This is a genomic window from Candidatus Hydrogenedentota bacterium (assembly GCA_019695095.1).
GTDB lineage: Bacteria > Hydrogenedentota > Hydrogenedentia > Hydrogenedentales > SLHB01 > JAIBAQ01.
This window is the reverse complement of record JAIBAQ010000072.1, coordinates 1-15,491: the sequence shown is the minus strand read 5'-3', so window position 1 is coordinate 15,491 and position 15,491 is coordinate 1. Positions and strand designations below refer to the sequence as shown.

Annotated in this window: 19 protein-coding genes; 16 read left to right on the top strand and 3 right to left on the bottom strand. The window is 55.7% G+C overall.

The window, feature by feature from the left end; all coding sequences use genetic code 11:
- The first annotated feature begins 23 nt into the window (after nucleotides 1–23).
- The 5 genes from K1Y02_13360 (at nucleotide 24) to K1Y02_13340 (ending at nucleotide 4,920) form a co-directional block, all read left to right on the top strand.
- On the top strand, nucleotides 24–1,004 hold the full coding sequence (locus K1Y02_13360; protein MBX7257345.1) for a tyrosine-type recombinase/integrase: 981 nt from the start codon (nucleotides 24–26) through the stop codon (nucleotides 1,002–1,004).
- A gap of 150 nt (nucleotides 1,005–1,154) precedes the next feature.
- Nucleotides 1,155–1,352 (top strand): hypothetical protein, encoded by a 198-nt coding sequence (locus K1Y02_13355; GenBank protein ID MBX7257344.1) that lies wholly within the window; start codon nucleotides 1,155–1,157, stop codon nucleotides 1,350–1,352.
- Between the two features lie 56 nt (nucleotides 1,353–1,408).
- Nucleotides 1,409–3,325: a hypothetical protein gene (locus tag K1Y02_13350; protein MBX7257343.1), complete on the top strand. Its 1,917-nt coding sequence runs from the start codon at nucleotides 1,409–1,411 to the stop codon at nucleotides 3,323–3,325.
- Nucleotides 3,322–4,083: a ParA family protein gene (locus tag K1Y02_13345; protein MBX7257342.1), complete on the top strand. Its 762-nt coding sequence runs from the start codon at nucleotides 3,322–3,324 to the stop codon at nucleotides 4,081–4,083. Before K1Y02_13350 ends, K1Y02_13345 begins: the two co-directional genes overlap by 4 nt.
- A gap of 3 nt (nucleotides 4,084–4,086) precedes the next feature.
- Nucleotides 4,087–4,920 (top strand): ParB/RepB/Spo0J family partition protein, encoded by an 834-nt coding sequence (locus K1Y02_13340; protein MBX7257341.1) that lies wholly within the window; start codon nucleotides 4,087–4,089, stop codon nucleotides 4,918–4,920.
- Nucleotides 4,921–5,586: 666 nt separating this feature from the next.
- On the opposite strand, the gene K1Y02_13335 is transcribed toward K1Y02_13340, so the two are convergent.
- Entirely contained in the window at nucleotides 5,587–5,946 is a 360-nt protein-coding gene (locus K1Y02_13335) for a hypothetical protein (GenBank protein ID MBX7257340.1), read from the bottom strand.
- A gap of 176 nt (nucleotides 5,947–6,122) precedes the next feature.
- On the opposite strand from K1Y02_13335, the gene K1Y02_13330 reads away from it, so the two are divergent.
- From K1Y02_13330 to K1Y02_13320, 3 genes are read left to right on the top strand one after another with little or no spacing between them, the layout of a single operon-like run.
- Nucleotides 6,123–6,554, top strand: coding sequence for a hypothetical protein (locus K1Y02_13330; protein ID MBX7257339.1), 432 nt, complete (start codon nucleotides 6,123–6,125; stop codon nucleotides 6,552–6,554).
- Between the two features lie 35 nt (nucleotides 6,555–6,589).
- A complete protein-coding gene (locus K1Y02_13325) occupies nucleotides 6,590–7,327 on the top strand; it encodes a hypothetical protein (GenBank protein ID MBX7257338.1) in 738 nt (245 codons plus the stop codon).
- Nucleotides 7,317–10,100 (top strand): replication-relaxation family protein, encoded by a 2,784-nt coding sequence (locus tag K1Y02_13320; GenBank protein MBX7257337.1) that lies wholly within the window; start codon nucleotides 7,317–7,319, stop codon nucleotides 10,098–10,100. The genes K1Y02_13325 and K1Y02_13320 overlap by 11 nt, the downstream gene beginning before the upstream one ends.
- Before the next feature lie 197 nt (nucleotides 10,101–10,297).
- Here the strand turns inward: K1Y02_13320 and K1Y02_13315 are convergent, their stop codons facing one another.
- Both K1Y02_13315 and K1Y02_13310 read right to left on the bottom strand, forming a co-directional pair.
- Nucleotides 10,298–11,323 (bottom strand): toprim domain-containing protein, encoded by a 1,026-nt coding sequence (locus tag K1Y02_13315; GenBank protein ID MBX7257336.1) that lies wholly within the window; start codon nucleotides 11,321–11,323, stop codon nucleotides 10,298–10,300.
- A 117-nt stretch (nucleotides 11,324–11,440) separates the two neighbouring features.
- On the bottom strand, nucleotides 11,441–11,722 hold the full coding sequence (locus tag K1Y02_13310) for a hypothetical protein (protein MBX7257335.1): 282 nt from the start codon (nucleotides 11,720–11,722) through the stop codon (nucleotides 11,441–11,443).
- A 470-nt stretch (nucleotides 11,723–12,192) separates the two neighbouring features.
- On the opposite strand from K1Y02_13310, the gene K1Y02_13305 reads away from it, so the two are divergent.
- The 8 genes from K1Y02_13305 to K1Y02_13270 form a co-directional block, all read left to right on the top strand.
- A complete protein-coding gene (locus K1Y02_13305) occupies nucleotides 12,193–12,414 on the top strand; it encodes a hypothetical protein (GenBank protein MBX7257334.1) in 222 nt (73 codons plus the stop codon).
- Nucleotides 12,415–12,505: 91 nt separating this feature from the next.
- On the top strand, nucleotides 12,506–12,784 hold the full coding sequence (locus K1Y02_13300; GenBank protein ID MBX7257333.1) for a hypothetical protein: 279 nt from the start codon (nucleotides 12,506–12,508) through the stop codon (nucleotides 12,782–12,784).
- Between the two features lie 253 nt (nucleotides 12,785–13,037).
- Entirely contained in the window at nucleotides 13,038–13,307 is a 270-nt protein-coding gene (locus tag K1Y02_13295) for a hypothetical protein (protein MBX7257332.1), read from the top strand.
- A 226-nt stretch (nucleotides 13,308–13,533) separates the two neighbouring features.
- Nucleotides 13,534–13,731 (top strand): hypothetical protein, encoded by a 198-nt coding sequence (locus K1Y02_13290; protein MBX7257331.1) that lies wholly within the window; start codon nucleotides 13,534–13,536, stop codon nucleotides 13,729–13,731.
- Nucleotides 13,732–13,809: 78 nt separating this feature from the next.
- Nucleotides 13,810–14,682, top strand: coding sequence for an ssDNA-binding domain-containing protein (locus K1Y02_13285; GenBank protein MBX7257330.1), 873 nt, complete (start codon nucleotides 13,810–13,812; stop codon nucleotides 14,680–14,682).
- Between the two features lie 29 nt (nucleotides 14,683–14,711).
- Nucleotides 14,712–14,987 carry a hypothetical protein gene (locus tag K1Y02_13280; protein ID MBX7257329.1) on the top strand — a complete coding sequence of 92 codons (276 nt, stop codon included), beginning with the start codon at nucleotides 14,712–14,714 and terminating at the stop codon, nucleotides 14,985–14,987.
- Nucleotides 14,984–15,259 carry a hypothetical protein gene (locus tag K1Y02_13275; protein MBX7257328.1) on the top strand — a complete coding sequence of 92 codons (276 nt, stop codon included), beginning with the start codon at nucleotides 14,984–14,986 and terminating at the stop codon, nucleotides 15,257–15,259. Before K1Y02_13280 ends, K1Y02_13275 begins: the two co-directional genes overlap by 4 nt.
- Nucleotides 15,260–15,298: 39 nt before the next feature.
- The coding region (locus tag K1Y02_13270) for a hypothetical protein (protein MBX7257327.1) at nucleotides 15,299–15,491 on the top strand (193 nt) is incomplete at its 3' end.

The window sequence follows — 15,491 nt, the reverse complement described above, 5'->3', positions numbered from 1 at the left end:
TTTATCGTGTGTAAAATGGAGGCATGAAGAAAACACCAAAATCCCCCTCGACGGCCATCGCGCGGCGCAAGCCGACGATGCTGACCGCCGAACAGTTCCACCGCCTGGCCGACGTGCCGGCCGCGGTCGAGTGGCTGGAGAACATCACGAACCCCCGGACCCGGCGCGCCTACGAAAAGCACGTGACCGAGTTCAGCCGTTTCGTCGGCGTCAAACGCCCCGACGACTTCCGGACCGTGACGCGCGCCCACGTCATCGCCTGGCGTAAGCTCCTCGAGCACGAGGGCAACTCCGCCGCGACCATCCGCGCCAAGCTCTCCGCCCTCTCGTCGCTCTTCGAGTACCTCTGCGAACGCAATTCCGTTGAGAGCAATCCGGTCAAGGGCGTGAAGCGCCCCACCGAAGGCACCAACGAGGGCAAGACGCCCGCCATCTCCGATGGCCAGGCCCGATTACTCCTGAACGCCCCGGACGCCGCCACGCTCAAGGGTAAGCGCGATCGCGCCATCATCTCGACGTTTCTGTTTCACGCCATGCGCCGGGAGGAGCTTTGCAGACTCAAAGTCCGTGACCTGCACAACCGGCGCGGCGTGATGACCTTTCGCATCCACGGCAAGCGCGACAAGATTCGCTACGTCGAAGCCGCCCCCGGCACCTTGGAGCTCATCCACGACTACCTGGAGGCCGTGGGGCACGCCGAGGACAAGGCCGGTCCCCTCTTCCGCCCGGTAAAGAACAATTCCACGGGCACCCTGGAGAAGGCCCTCTCGGAGCCTTCCGTCTACCGGATGCTCCAAGACTACGCGAAGAAGGTGGGAATCGACATCGATCACTTCAGCCCCCACGCTCTCCGGGCCACTGCGGCCACGAACGCCTTGGAAAACGGAGCCGACATTGCGGAAGTCCAAGAATGGCTTGGACACACAAGCATTGCGACGACCCGGCTCTATGACCGACGCCGCAGACGGCCCGAAGACAGCCCGACGTTTAAAATCGCCTACTGACCCGCCGGTCATTTACACCATATATAGCGGCACCCTCACCTCTTCTATCCCTTATTTTGCGGTAGGCCTGCATTTTTTTCTTGACAAATCGTGCATTTGTTTTCTACGGTCCCGTCATAGGAGCCCCGGAAGCTTAAAGGAGTGTCCATTATGACGAAGCCAAGAAAAGTCCAGACCGGCGTTTCCATAGACCCCGACCTTCTCGATTACGTCGATGGTCTCGCCGAAAAAGATGACCCCGTGTTCCGCCGCCGACCCCGTTCGCAAATAATCGCGCTCATCATCGAGGAGCACGCAAAACGAAACGGTTTCCGGCCTGGCGATGAAAAGATTCCGGCCAGCGCCTAAGCAACCGGGAGACATGTTTATTACTTTAATAGTGTGCTATAATTAAAATGTGAGATATGCAAAAGACCGAGAAAAAAACTCAGCCGTCGATTGAGACCCTCGCGTTGGGCGTAAAGCCCTACGAGGGGTTCCCATCTTTTGCTATCCCCTACTGCTACACCCCAAACCAGTTACTCGATGTAGTTTTCCGCGACATCAGTGACCGAGGTGTAATCCGTCTCGTTTCGTACATCCTCTACCGGCAAATCCGGACCGGCGACCGAAATGGTCAACCGATAGACCCTCAAATCATCTTTCCTTTTAACGAACTCCAAACCAGTGCCGGAATCTCGCGCGGCGCACTTCCGGCAACCCTGCAAACGGCCTTATCTCTCAATCTGATTGAGTGTATTGACCCTGGGCAGGCAGCCGCTAAAGGCCTTTCACCCCGTGCGGCGGCTTACCGTCTCCAGTGGGACCACCAGCAACGTTACGCCCGAAACATTGATGACTTTTCCGGCTTCAACCCCTTCAAGGGACAACGCACTTGGCTACCCAACGACTTTTTCGAGCTCGTCGTACCGCAAGAGCCCCTTTCCTGCATCCTGGTCGTCGCAGCCATCTTGCGGCAAACAGTGGGGTGGGAAGACGAGTTCGGCTACCGTCGCCTCGAAGCCGCATTGTCGATTTCAGACATACAAAGGCTCACGAATCTGAGTCGCACCCAGGCCTTTGAGGGCCTCAAACGTGCTCTCGACAGAGGCTATATTGAACGCGCCCACAAGGGCCTCTTTGCCCCATCCGGGCACTTCGAGTCAACCATCTACGCGCCCAAATGGCGTGACCTTAACAATTACCTCTTTCCGGAGCTTCGTGTACTGCTTCTCTCAGAAGACGGAGCCGGTAAAATTCGTCAGAACAAGCAGTTGCGACAAAGCGGTTCAAAATCCGGTACTAGACCCGCATTGGGAGCGGTTCAAAATCCGGTACTAGACTCTGAGCCTCAAGCGGTTCAAAAACCGGTACGAGAGCAGTTCAAAAACCGGTACGAGACCGGTTCAAAATCCGAACCTAGAAGCGGTTCAAAATCCGACACTATTAAGAAAACAAATAAAACAACTTCTATAAAACAACAACAACCCCCTGCTGTTGTTGAGAGAGAAATCGTTTCACTTTTGAGAAATCAGGGCTTCGCCCAGCGAGACGCCGAACGACTTGCCGAGGCCTTCCCCGAGCAACAGATTCGTCAGCAGGTCGAATGGTTGCCGCTTCGTAATCCCGGCAAGAACCCTACCGGTTTACTGCGCAAGGCTATCGAAGAGGATTGGAATGAGCCCGCTCACCAATCAGCCCTCGAAGGCGCAGATGCCGAGCTCGCCAAAGCCTTCGCCGCACATTTCTACGCCGGGCTGGCAGGATGGGAGGGAGACCCCATCATGGAGCCATCTGACAAGGACATTACGCTTGCTCAGAGCTTCATCAGCCAGCTACTCAAAACCTGGCCCGATGAATCACGAGTTCCGGAGTGGGGCCGAGATTTTGGCCGACATGTGGCCAGGGAGACTCAAGAGAAGAAAGGCATCGACCCCACGCTCACATACGCCTTGAAAGCATCCAAGTACGGGATGCAGTTCTACAAACAGCTTGTCGCTGAACGCGCAAGTAGGCTCAAGGAGCAAATCGAACGAAACAAGGAAGAGCACCTTCGCAAGAACTGGAAGTCTTACATCGCCTATCTCCGAGCGGAACACGACCGGTTAAAGAGCGAAGACCCAGCTTCACTCGAAGAGTTTCATGCTTTCCGCGCCGCCAAAAAGGCTGAGATAGAATCCTGGGGGCACATGAGCGCTGAACTCAAAGACAGGTTCTTGAAGGAGCACGATTTGCCCAAGACCAAATCCAAGCAGTTTGCCGATTTCTTCGGCTACAGCTTTTGGACGTGGGACGCCGAAGTCAATCCAGAATCCTTCTCCACAGGAGGACAAGCCGCATGAGAGTAATCACAATCGTTAACGCCAAAGGCGGATGTGGCAAGAGCACCATCGCGATGAATTTCGCTGCTGCTCTTGCCCGTGAAGGCAACCGCGTTCTACTGGCAGATTTGGACCCACAAGCCCAGTTGACCGCACGGCTTCAGGCTGGCGACGGCGTCCAGTGGCAAGGAACGGTCATTGCCGCACTGAACGGAGCACAGACCCTCGAAGACATTATTCAACCGACGCCCATCGATAACCTTTCGTTCCTTCCCACGGCGGAAGGACTTGAGCACCTTGGCTATAAACTTGAGCACCGCCGCGGCTATGAGGCCGACTTTGCTCGTTTGCTTGCCCTACTTGAGAATCCGGCCTTCGATTACGTTGTTACCGACAGCCCAAACCAAGTGTCACCAATCATGCGAATGGCCGTCTATGCGGCCGACGTGCTCGTAGTTCCCTTTGACGGCTTGGAAGCGGTTCAACGCTACCCCAATTTTTACAAACTCCTGAATGAAGTCCGGCCACGCCAGGACTATGAGATTCTCCACATCCTTAACGACATCTCCACCGAGTCACTCCGAAAGCTCATTGTGAAGCGTCTTTCAGATGATGGTATCTCCGTTGATAAGCCCGAGATTCGCCACTGTGGCTGGCTTGCCCGCCACTCGGAGCACATAAGTTCCGTTTTTGAGTACCGGCCATCCTCGAAGGGTGCCAAAGACATGATGGCCCTTAAGAAGCAGGTTCTCCTTCGACTACGGAGGCTAGCAGCGTAACCTATGGCAACAGCAAATCAACCAAAATTCTCAAGCCGTATGGAGGCAGTTCGACGGAGCCTACAAAGTGGCGACGTTGAAACATTGCCACCAACGGAAGGCGAACAACAAGAGCTCGATCTTTCGCAAATCGAGCCAGACCCGAACCAGCCTCGAAAGAACCTGGGCGACATTGCCGAGCTTGCTTCAAGCATCAAGCAACACGGTCTTATCAACCCGATTGTGGTTCGCCCGACTGGCCGAAACCGGTACATGATTATTGCCGGAGAACGACGCTACCACGCCCATAAGCGAGCAGGCATCCGGACCATAAAATGCATTATCCGAACACCGGATGACCAAAGTCGCATCGAATTACAGTTGGTCGAAAATCTTCACCGCAAGAATCTTGACCCCTTCGAGGAGGCCGAAGGGTTCTCACGTCTCAAAACGAATCACAACTATACGGACGCCCAGCTTGCGGAACGAATGTCCCGCTCCCGGTCTACCGTTACGGAAACCCTGGGTCTGCTCCGAATCCCATCCGAGGTCCAGGCGAAATGTCGGGGCACCGACATCTCGCGTGAAGCTCTTTTGCACATCTCAAAACAGAAGACCCCCGAAGAGATGCTGACCATCCTTCACGACGCTCAAAACGGTGTTCCTTACAAGGAACGTCGAGAGCGAGCACGCACGGGCAAACCTCGTGACAACTCATCCCCTAAAAAACCGAAGACGACTCACACCGTCGAAGAAGAAAAGATGGTCGTGGTTCTTCAGTCCCTCAATTCCACCACGACCAAGGAGCGCCGAATAGCCGCCCTCAAATCCGCCTTGAAGGCGGAACAGTCCAGTTAGAATAGACCAATGTCGGTGCCCCGACATTGCCAGAAAGACCCCCTCCAACGAGAGGGTCTTGTGCTATTGCACGACGCCATTTACAACCCTGTTCGGAACCTTGAAAAGGCCCTTTCGGGGTGTTCCCGGGGGTGTTACCCAAAGGGAACACCCACGACCAGCCAGAAATGGCTTAAATAAAACGAGTTGCGCGCGGGTTGTCGGGTGCATGCGCCCCCGACTTCGCCCGCTCCCCCCTGCCTGTTACCACCAGTCCTATCGTCCTTGAACAGGCAGGGGCTCCGCGTCACCCTATCGGGTGCGCTCCGGCACTGCGCGCGGGTCCAAGAATGGCCCCGTGCTCGGCGGACCGGGCGAAGTCGGGGCCGCTTCGCTCGACGGATTTCTAACCGCTCCGCCTACGCCCTGACGGGCTTGTCTTCGCGAGAAATCCTGCCCGACAACCCGCGCGCAAAAAGTTCACCCTTCGGGTGACCAAAACTTGTTAGAAAGGGAGACAAGCATCCCTTTCAAACGCTCAGAATTGCCCGTAGCGCCATCGAGACACCCGATCACGCCCCCCCAATTCCCATATTGGAGCTCCACGCTCCAGAGGGGCAATTTTGAGCGAATAAAAGCCCTACCGATGGTGAACTCGGTAGGGCATGTCCAGGACAAAGAACGTTTTCACTCACGTGGAGGGAAAAGCTGTCGGATATCGTACACGTTGCCATGGGTTCCGGCGCATCGGCCCGCCGATTTAGATTCGACATCGAGGTGCTTACCCGTCAGCTTCCAGTACAGCCCATCAACCAACTCTTTCATTTCTCGCAACTCGCGAAGTGCGGCGGCGTGTTTCTTTTCGGCAGACGTTCGCAGTCTCGTCACCAAGTCCCAAGCATCGCTCACCTCTCGAGGGGGACAATTTTTTTCTAACCAACTGAGCAACGCTTTCGCCGCGGCGAGTTCTTCGTCGATGGCCATATGGCTTGGCGTTCGCCAACTTTCTTTTTTGGCCGCAACGGCCTTCAAACGAACAGGCTTCATTGAGTACCTCCCTTCAGCGATTTGCCACAAGCCGTGACCATCACAGCTTGTCGCTGCGCCAAGCGAGGGTGTATTCTCTTTCGTAGAATACGTAGACTTTGAACCAACAGGGGCACTTTTATCGAACGACATTTCTGAAGCCCTGTCAAGGGAGCAGAGCATACGGAAGGGCTACCATGACCCAAGAGGAAGAAAAACCCGCCAAGGAGGACAATACATCTGAGAGCGTGCGCTCTCGCAAGTGGAGGCTCTACTGCGGCTTCGTCTTTCTTTTTCTCGCGTTGGGCATCATTTGCTTCGTGACCCCTTGGTTTAACCTCAAAGACCCCTCACGGGCTTACGAAGCGTTCGAGATTTCGGCCATAGGAACTTTCCATCTTCTCCTTGGCTGGGCTTTAGTCAAATGGTATGGCCCCGGACGCTATGCAAGTTGGCTAGCCCGCTCTCTCGTAATTGTCGGGCTGGTTTCCTTCGTCATCGTTTCGGTCGTATCCGGGCAAATAGTCCCCATGCTCGGAGTGCTTATCGCCTTGGCCGTCGGCTACATCATATGGTGGAAGAAGGTTCGTGGCGAGTCTCTAGAGGCCCCCGAGGCACCACCGGACTGAAACTGGATACGATGGCACATGATGAGGGCTAAGCGATGGGTTTTGCGGTAGAACTTAGGCAAGACGTGGAGAATCTGGCATCCGGGAAGATAGAGGTTCTTTACACGTCGAGCGCCATGAGAACTGCAATCCTTCATTGCCTGGTGCTTCTCTCATTCTTGCTCATCTTCCCCGACTTCGCCTACGAACGCCAGCGCGGCCTCTACGAGTTGTATCAACAGAGCCTTGACCCAAACTCTCCACTTAGCACCTCGACGAAGGCCCTCAATAAAATCACCAACACGGTCTTTGGGGTCGATGCCCCTTCTCCGGTCAAAGCCGTCGAAGACCCCGGCTTTTCGATTCTCTTTACTCCGTTTAGCTGGCTCACCATCTTCGCCCTATTTTTCCTCTTCGACCTTTTTCATTACTGGATATTTCGTACCGCCGAGTTCTACCGCATCCTTACCCCGGTGGCAGCAGCTATCGACGAAAAGTTCGGACAGAAGATGCGCCAATACGAACTCGCCCAGGCCGAACATGAGGTAACGCTTCAATCTCGAAAGGCGGTCGCAGAACGGCATCGGGCAGATGTTCGCGCAGCGAAGCAGCGCCATCCTGAACCCAAGTCCGAACCAACTCCCACGATGGCACTGAAAGACTTGGAACGTGAAGCACAGAGGCAACATGAAGAAGTAGACGCCAGTGGCCTCGACGAGCAGAGCAAAGAACGGGCACACGAGGCCATCAGCCAGCGACTTCAAGACAAGATAAATGACCGTTATGGCCAGTAACTTGCTCAAACTCGGGCGCGTTGTTGGAACGAACCGAACACTTGCCATCTCCGAGCTAATACGCAGAGACTCCCACACGCATGTTGTCGGTGCGACTCGGACCGGTAAATCGAAGTTCATCGAGTCCTTGGTCTGCCAAGACATTCGCAATCACCGGGGTCTCTGCCTCATCGACCCCCACGGCACCTTGGCCCAAAATGTCTTGGCTTATGTCAGCCGTAGGATAATTCCACCCAAGAATTTTTACTACGTCGCTCCTCACAGAGACGATTGGACCTGCATCTACAATCCGTTGAACCGCCAACCGGAGGACAACGCCTTTCTCATTGAGGCACTCAAACACGCGGTTCTCAAATGCTGGGGGCAAAGCTCATCGCTTGATACGCCGCTCATTGACCAGTGGCTCAAGATTTGCATCCAAACCGGCGTTACCTTGGGCCTGACATTGCCCGACTTAGCCATGCTTTTGGAGCCAGGCGTCGAACGCAATCTACAACGCCGAGCCATCATCGAGAAACTGCCTGAAACGGAAACAGGCATACGGGCCAAGTGGGACCAACTGTCCCAACTTGCGGAGAAAAGACCGGTCGAATTTGAAATGATGGTGGGCGGCGTTGCCCGTCGCCTCTCCAAATTTGTCGACAACCCCCGCCTAAGTCGCATGTATGGTGTTCCTGGCGTATCCCTCGATCTGGCCGGCCTCATGGACGACGGTGGCGTCCTTATCGTTGACCTTTCCTCTAAGGGGCGCTTCTACGATGAAGACGCCCAGCTTTTCGGAACGCTTTTGTTGACCGACTTCTTTGCCCAAATGTTTGCTCGAAAACGGCCCGAACGCGGTTTCTGCCTCTACATCGATGAGTTTCAGAAATTCGCGACCAAAGACATTGCCGATATGCTCGACCAGTCCCTCAAATTTGGGCTTCAACTTTGCCTTGCTCACCAACGCCCAGGGCAACTGCAAAACAGCGACAAGCAAGAGGACCGCGACATCTATTCGGCGGTAATGACCAACGCTCAGAACAAAATCGTTTTCGGAGGCATCGACCCGCAAGAACTCGAGCCGCTGGCCCGCTTGCTTTCGATAAACACTTTTGACCCTTACAAGGTGAAGAAGGAAATCACGACTAAGAGTGTCATCGATTACCAAGTTCAATACTGGAAGGCCCACTCGCGAAGTCACACAACCGGGTGTTCAAGCAGCTTCGGAAGTAGCAGCGGCCACGGGTCCAGCAGCGCAAGCGCTTCGGTCTCCAGCAGTGGTGCAACATACGACCCCAACACAGGGCTCTTTTCCCCGCAGCGTCTTTTCACTTCCGAAAGTATGGCTTGGCAGAGTGCCTATGGTACGAGCGCTTCTTACGGCGAATCGTTCTCTGATACCGAAAGCGACAGTGACACCGAGGGCGTAACGGAATTCCCTGTGCTTGTTCCCGTTCTGGGCGAGCAGCTCACGTCCATCTATTACGAGACACCGGAAGAACAACTCCTCCAAACCATGGCCATCCTCTACGACCAGCAACAGCGCCAAGCTATGGTCAAGCTACTGGGCCAGAAAGAGCCGTTACCTATCCAAACACCCTTTGTCGAAACGCCCAAGGCCACGGCGCAACAGCTTCAACGACAATTAGAACTTTCCTACAAGCCTACGCCCTGGTTTCTTCCCGTCGAGGACGCGACGGCCCTTGTAGAGCAGCGCCAACGCGCATTTCTGGCTCTCGGAGAACCTGTCCACAAGCCAATTCAGGTGACGGATGCTACAATAAAAGACCCATCTCCTATGGCGTCTTTATCCCCCAAACCAATCTCCATCAAGGTGCGCGACGTTCTGCTTTCAGACCGCGACTTTGCGATTCTCAAAGACGTTTTCGAGAACCGCTTCATTTCTATCAAGCATGCGGCCGCTTTGCACTGGCCCGATGGAACGGCCGGCGAAGCCGCCGCGAAACGGCGCTTGGCGAAGCTTGCAGAAACAAACCTACTGAAGCGCCAGGAGGTGAACGTCGAGAGCTGCAAAGTCATCTACCGCCTTACGAAAGACTGTGTTGATTTGCTCGCCGAGCACAATCTCATTCCCGCCATCATTCGCGCCGATTGGGACGGCAAAATGAAAAGCCGATACACCGACCCCATTGCTCCCAGCCACCTCACTCACGAGCTCAAGCTTTACGACCTCAAGGTTCTTCTCGAATCCGCCATCAATGCCCACCCGAACTTGCGAGCAGTTGAATTCGGAGTCTGGCCGCTCCCCTATGTCTTTGAGGTCTCATACAAAGGCAAAACCTCTGCTCAAAAGCCAGACGGATTTCTGCATGTTCGAGAACATCCTTCGCCTGGCCAAGCCCCGGTGAGTCATTACTTCTACATCGAGTTTGACCATCGAGGAAGCGAGAAACTCGACATCATCTTGCAGAAAACCGAGAAGTATCAGCTCTACCTCAAGAATGGCTTCGGCCATCGTATTGGCAAGCCAGATGCACCCAAGGCCGACAGGTCGTTTCGAGTGCTCTTCGTCGTCGATACCGCCGATAGCGACACGCGCCGAGACAACATCTGCGCCAAACTCGCGGGCGCTCGAATAGGCACCCTTGCCCACGTCACCACGTTCAAAGACCTGGTTGCGAAACCGCTGGGCGCTGTATGGCTTACACCCAAGGATTACGAAGACTGGCACGCCGTTGGAAAGCACGGACCAGCGCCCACGAGGGCGCTCTTTGGCAATGTATCCACACCAGCAGACTCTTCCGATGATTTCGCCGCCGTGCTAGAATGAATTTACATCGATGCTTCACCGGCCGCACCGTCTTAAAAGTGCCTTGAGCAAGGGCCGACGTTGCGTACTACGGGATTACGCGTTGCTCCGCGGAGTCGGCCCGTGGTAGCAGGTTGAAGGTTACAGAGCAACGTGGGCCTGAGACTTGTTGTTGGACAAAAAAAGAGAGCGGACCCTAATTGGGCTCGCTCTTTTTGTTATACGCCGTCATCGTCGAGAAGTCGGCGCACTTGTTCAAAGTTCAAACTGTCGGGGTCCTCTCCGGACTCCAAACGTATCCAGCGGACCGGGCGTAATGTCCCTACCATCTCGAAGACGCTCACGGCGCACTTCTCGCCTGCCGCGTCACCATCTGGCATCACGTATACGCACCCATCCGGTGCCACAAGGCCACTGATTATTGCCGCCTGATGTTCACTACAACTTGAACCCATCAGAGCGACGACGTTCTCACAGCCGCACTCATGCAGCCACATCGCGCCAAAGAACCCTTCGACGACGACCAGCTCCCGGACCGGGCCATTAACGCGGTGGCCGTTGAAAACGAACTCTCCTTTCGCGAACTCGTAGACAACGCCTTTCTTTTCCCGTTTACCGGGTAGCAAGTACTTCGGATGCTCATCTTCGACAGCATCTTCATCGACCAGGCGACCAACGTATCCGATGAGTCGCCCAGCTTTGTCGTGCAACGGAATTGCAATCCGGCCCTGCATCATGCCCCGGTTACAGTACCCGATTCCGAAGTGTTCGATCGTCTCCGGACTCAGGCCACGAGCTTTCAAGTATTCGTGACCTCCATCGAGGTCCTTGAGCTCGAAATCAAGCGGTGCGTTCACCACGCGCTTGACGTTCGCCTCTGGCGTCACACTCGATGCAGTCACCTCTTCCCGAACCATCACCGATCGCGCGGCCTCTTTGCGAGCAAAACGCTCTTGCACCTTGACAGCGCCCTGGCGAAACTCACGGCTGTCTTCCAGGTTGAACCCTTCCATGCGGATGCAGAATTCCAAGACGTTGCCTTGTGCCTGACACCCGAAGCACTGGAAGATGCCCTTCGCGATGTTCGCCGAAAACGACTTTGACTTCTTGTCCTCGTGTCCAGGCAACGGACAAAATGCCGTAGCCTGGTCGCCCTTATAGGAGACCTTAACGCCGTAGGATTCGAGCACGTCTCGAAAATTCAGGCTCTCTCGGAGCTTACGGTAGTTCACCCACGTTCCCATGGGCATCACCTCCTCTCTCGTGCTCTTCGCACACCGTACAGCCCCTTACCGGATCAACCATCGTCGCCGACTCGGGGCAGATCGCGCCAGCGTCGTTATCGGCCCAACACTTCGCGATCACCTTGGCCTCCTTTCCGGGAAGTCTTTGAAATACTCCCGCTCGATAGCCTCGCGGAAATTCTCGCGCAACGCATCGACTTCATGTTCGGATTGTTGCGCCTCAAACACATTTCCGTCGTCGAGGTGCAACGTCGTCGAGATACGATGGACCTCGTTGCCGAAGCTCACGTCAACGATCACTCGCCCTTTGACTCCAGCACGAATGTTTTCAAGGTACTCGTTTCCTTCTTCGGATCGCATGAAGCGATCAATGTCCGCCATATCACTGGCATCACCCATGGTTCTGCCCTCCTTTCTTGGGTCTGGGATTACTTTCACCCAACACCCAATCCGGAAAGCTGTCAAGACCTCCACCCTCTGTCATACGCGTTGGCCGCTTACCGTGACTTCGCTCGCTCGTCACCGAAAGCGGCGGTTTTAAGAGCTTCCGACTTTCGCTTTGCTTAGTCCGAAGCACCGATTCAACATGTTGAGAAGAAGAAGCTCCTTTTCCTTCCCAACCCGTTACCAGCGCCGCGAACCGGCTTCGGCGAGCCAACGGGCGAGCTTTGCTCCGAAGTCGGCTCGCTGTGCCCCTTCGTCTTCCTCGCGTGCATTCCCAGTGTAGCGAGGACTCCCCCCTTCTCCGTCAAGGTAGTCGTTTCACGCTCCACCTTGACGGTGGGGTTCCCCCCTCACTGATGTCCATGCCCGAAGCGAGGAAGGTCGAACTCGCGCATGTTAATTCATAATCAGCAGGAATCAACCCTATGCAGAACAAAACCATAGCAGCCAAACCGGACTATCAGGCCACGCTTCGCAATCGCGCGAAAGCGGTCTACGGCGAGGCCAGCGATGCCAATGACGCCGATACTTCGATCGACATCATCTACCAGGCACTCAAAGAGGTAGCTCTTGAGTCCTGGAAAAACGGCATCGAGGCGGGACGGCGAAAAGCCTCCAAGGCAGCCGGCTCACCAAAGCAGTCGTAACAGCCAAACGGAAATGGGGCGGGTCAACTGGCTCGCCTCTTTCCGGCTCCTCGAAATAGTGCTACCCTTTATTCACTAACCATTCGACCCTATGACCCTCACCCAAAAACAACTCGATGCAAGTCTCAAGAAAGCCGTCGAGGCCGTGGAAGAGAGCATGGCGCGAATCGTCAATACGGCGTTTCAGGAACACCAGAACCTGACCAACGACCGCCTGGCCAGGATGGACCAGAAGCTCGATACAATCAGCACTACAGTGACCAACACCTACAACGTGGTCACCAAGTGGCCGGCACCATCCGAAATCGACAAACTCTTCGAGCGCGTTAACCACATCGAGCAGGTACTCAACATCAAATCCGATTCGTAACGGCCAAAGAAACACCCCCGCTCCGCGCGGGGGCATTCTTTTGCTCGGAAAGGCACACCCCGTTAGTCGGTAGCCGCGGGCGCCGGCATTCTCCCCCGCCCGCGCCTTGACACAATTTTCTACTTTGTTAACGTAACAACAGCACGTCAACCAGTCCTCATTTCTCATCTTGCTGAGTGTCGCAGGGACCGCGCGGCCGCGCGATCTCTGCACATCACCCAACAAGCCTGAACCGGAAAGGAGGACTTGTCTGATGGACGTTCATTGTTGCAACTGCCGCGAACCGTGGGATCAGTATTTCCTACGTCATGAGCTCGCGGAAGAATCCCCGACTTCGCTGAGCGAAGAGGGGTGGAAGTTCGGCCACAATCGCCTGGTTGTACTCCACTGCCCCGCATGTCCCAGAAGCGGCAGCGGCTTGCCGGACAGCCAAGAGCGCAGTGAAATCGTTGAAGAGCTCGCTCAGCTTCTCGGCGACGACGAGGACGGCTTGGCGGCCACCCTTGACGACTTCGACCTCTGACGGTCCCCGTACCGGACCATTCCGCCCAGGCTGACTACTTCCAGTCAGCCTTTTTCAATTGGCCATCTGCTTTTCCGGGACGAGGGTGCCGCTTTACCCCGGTTCGCACTATTCACACCGCCTAGAATGGCCCAGGAGGGGCGATCAGAGCCTTCGCAGGGTCTTCCTATGGCCCACTTGACGAAAAGCGGCGGTATGCTAAAGTAAGGGCGAATTACCCACCCCTATGAATTCCGCCCCCAATCCAAGCCTGCTTATCCGGAACGGGTTCATTCTCGACGCCGTTCCGTTCCCCGACGCCCCCCTTCAGGACGGCGACGTGGTTTTGTATGCGGACCGCTTCACCGGCCGCGCGCTCATCGCCCGAGCGCCCATTCTCCGACCCGCCGAAGCCCAAGAGCGTAACCGCTCACCCCGTTACTAAGCGCCCTTTCCCATGCGGCGTCTTTGCTGCCTGGACGGTCCGGGCAGCGGACTATCGCCACACGAGGAGGGTCTGCATGTGGGTACCACTACGCCGTTTTATACGCGCCAAGAGAAGGTGCGTCAGGCAAAGGATGTTCTCAATGAACACTTGAACGCGCTTGCGGAGCAAATGCGCCAGGGCAAGTCCAGCGAACTGCTCCGCTACCTCGAATTCGCCGCCCAGTTCCATCAGTACTCGTTTCGCAATGTTCTTTTGATCCTTGCACAAAAGCCCAACGCTACCCGTGTCGCGGGCCTGCGCCATTGGAACCAGTTGGGCCGTCACGTAAAGCCAGGCGAGAAAGGGATCATGATTCTCGCTCCGATGGCCGTTAAAAAGCGCCGTCAAACACAAGAATCCGAATCAGACGAGGACCAGGAAGACCACACGATCACTTTGTTCAAGGTGGTTTACGTCTTCGACGTTTCTCAAACTGAAGGCGAGCTGCTGCCCTCGTTGCTGCACGCTTCCGGGGCCGCCGCTTCGCTCTACCCCGCCCTTCAGGCGGCTGTCCGCCGCACCGGCACTGTCTTGGACTTGGTTGAACACGTCCCAGGTAGCGCCAGCGCCCACGGCGCATCCTTCGGCGAACGCATTGCGGTCCTCAACGGCCTTGAAGACGCCGAAGGCTTCCGCACCTTGGCGCATGAATTTGCCCATGAGAAGCTTCACTGGCAAGGCCAAAAGGAAAGCAAAATCGTGCGCGAGACCGAAGCGGACGCCACAGCGTTCGTCGTGTGCCGCCACTTCGGAGTTCATGCCGACACCGCCGATTACTTGCTTCTCTATGACGCCACGCCCGAAGTGCTTTTGACCCGAATGGAGACAATCCGCGACACGGCGGCTGCGATCATCGCGGCCATCGAGCAGGAAATTGGGATGCTGTCCGGTGATCCCGACAACGTTTGAAACAGCCTAAACCAACGGAGGAATTGGAAATGACTACGAAGAAACGAACGAAGGAAAAAGACAAGCCCGTCCAAGAGATACGCTTGGGCAAAATCAAGGCCGCCATCTGGGCCAACGACACCGACAAGGGCGTTCGGTACAACGTCACTGTGAGCCGTCTCTACAGGGACGGACAAACCTGGAAGAACTCATCAAGTTTCGGCCGGGATGACCTGCTCCTTGCAAGCAAGGTGCTTGACCGGGCGCATAGCTGGATTATTGCGACAACCCAGAAGGTGCAGTCGCCCGTACAGGCGAAGACATGAACGCCACCGCAAAGTTCTCGCTCGGCCAAACGGTGATCACCCGGAACGCCTTAGACAGTTTGCACCCGGAGGACGTGCACACCAGTATGGCCCGCCACCATACCGGCGATTGGGGGGACCTTTGCGAGGAGGATCGCCAAAGCAACGAACGCGCGCTTGCGCACGAAGGAAGGCTCTTTTCCGCTTATCACGATCGCAACGGAACCAAGTTCTACATCATCACGGAATGTGATCGCTCCGTGACCACGGTCCTCTTGCCCGAGGACTACTGACTTGAATTAGCGAACTGAACCGCGCGAACATGAACCGCCATGACTGACCAAGCCAACCAGCTCGAATTGCGCTACGAAGGCGTCGACGGGTACCGCCATTACCTTGACGGTTCCCCCGTTCATGCCGGCGACACCTTGGAACTCTGGAAAGACGGTCAATGGATCCTTGGTCGCTATGAGTGGACGTACCGCTCTGAGACGCCACCCGCGTTCTATATCAGCGACGATAACG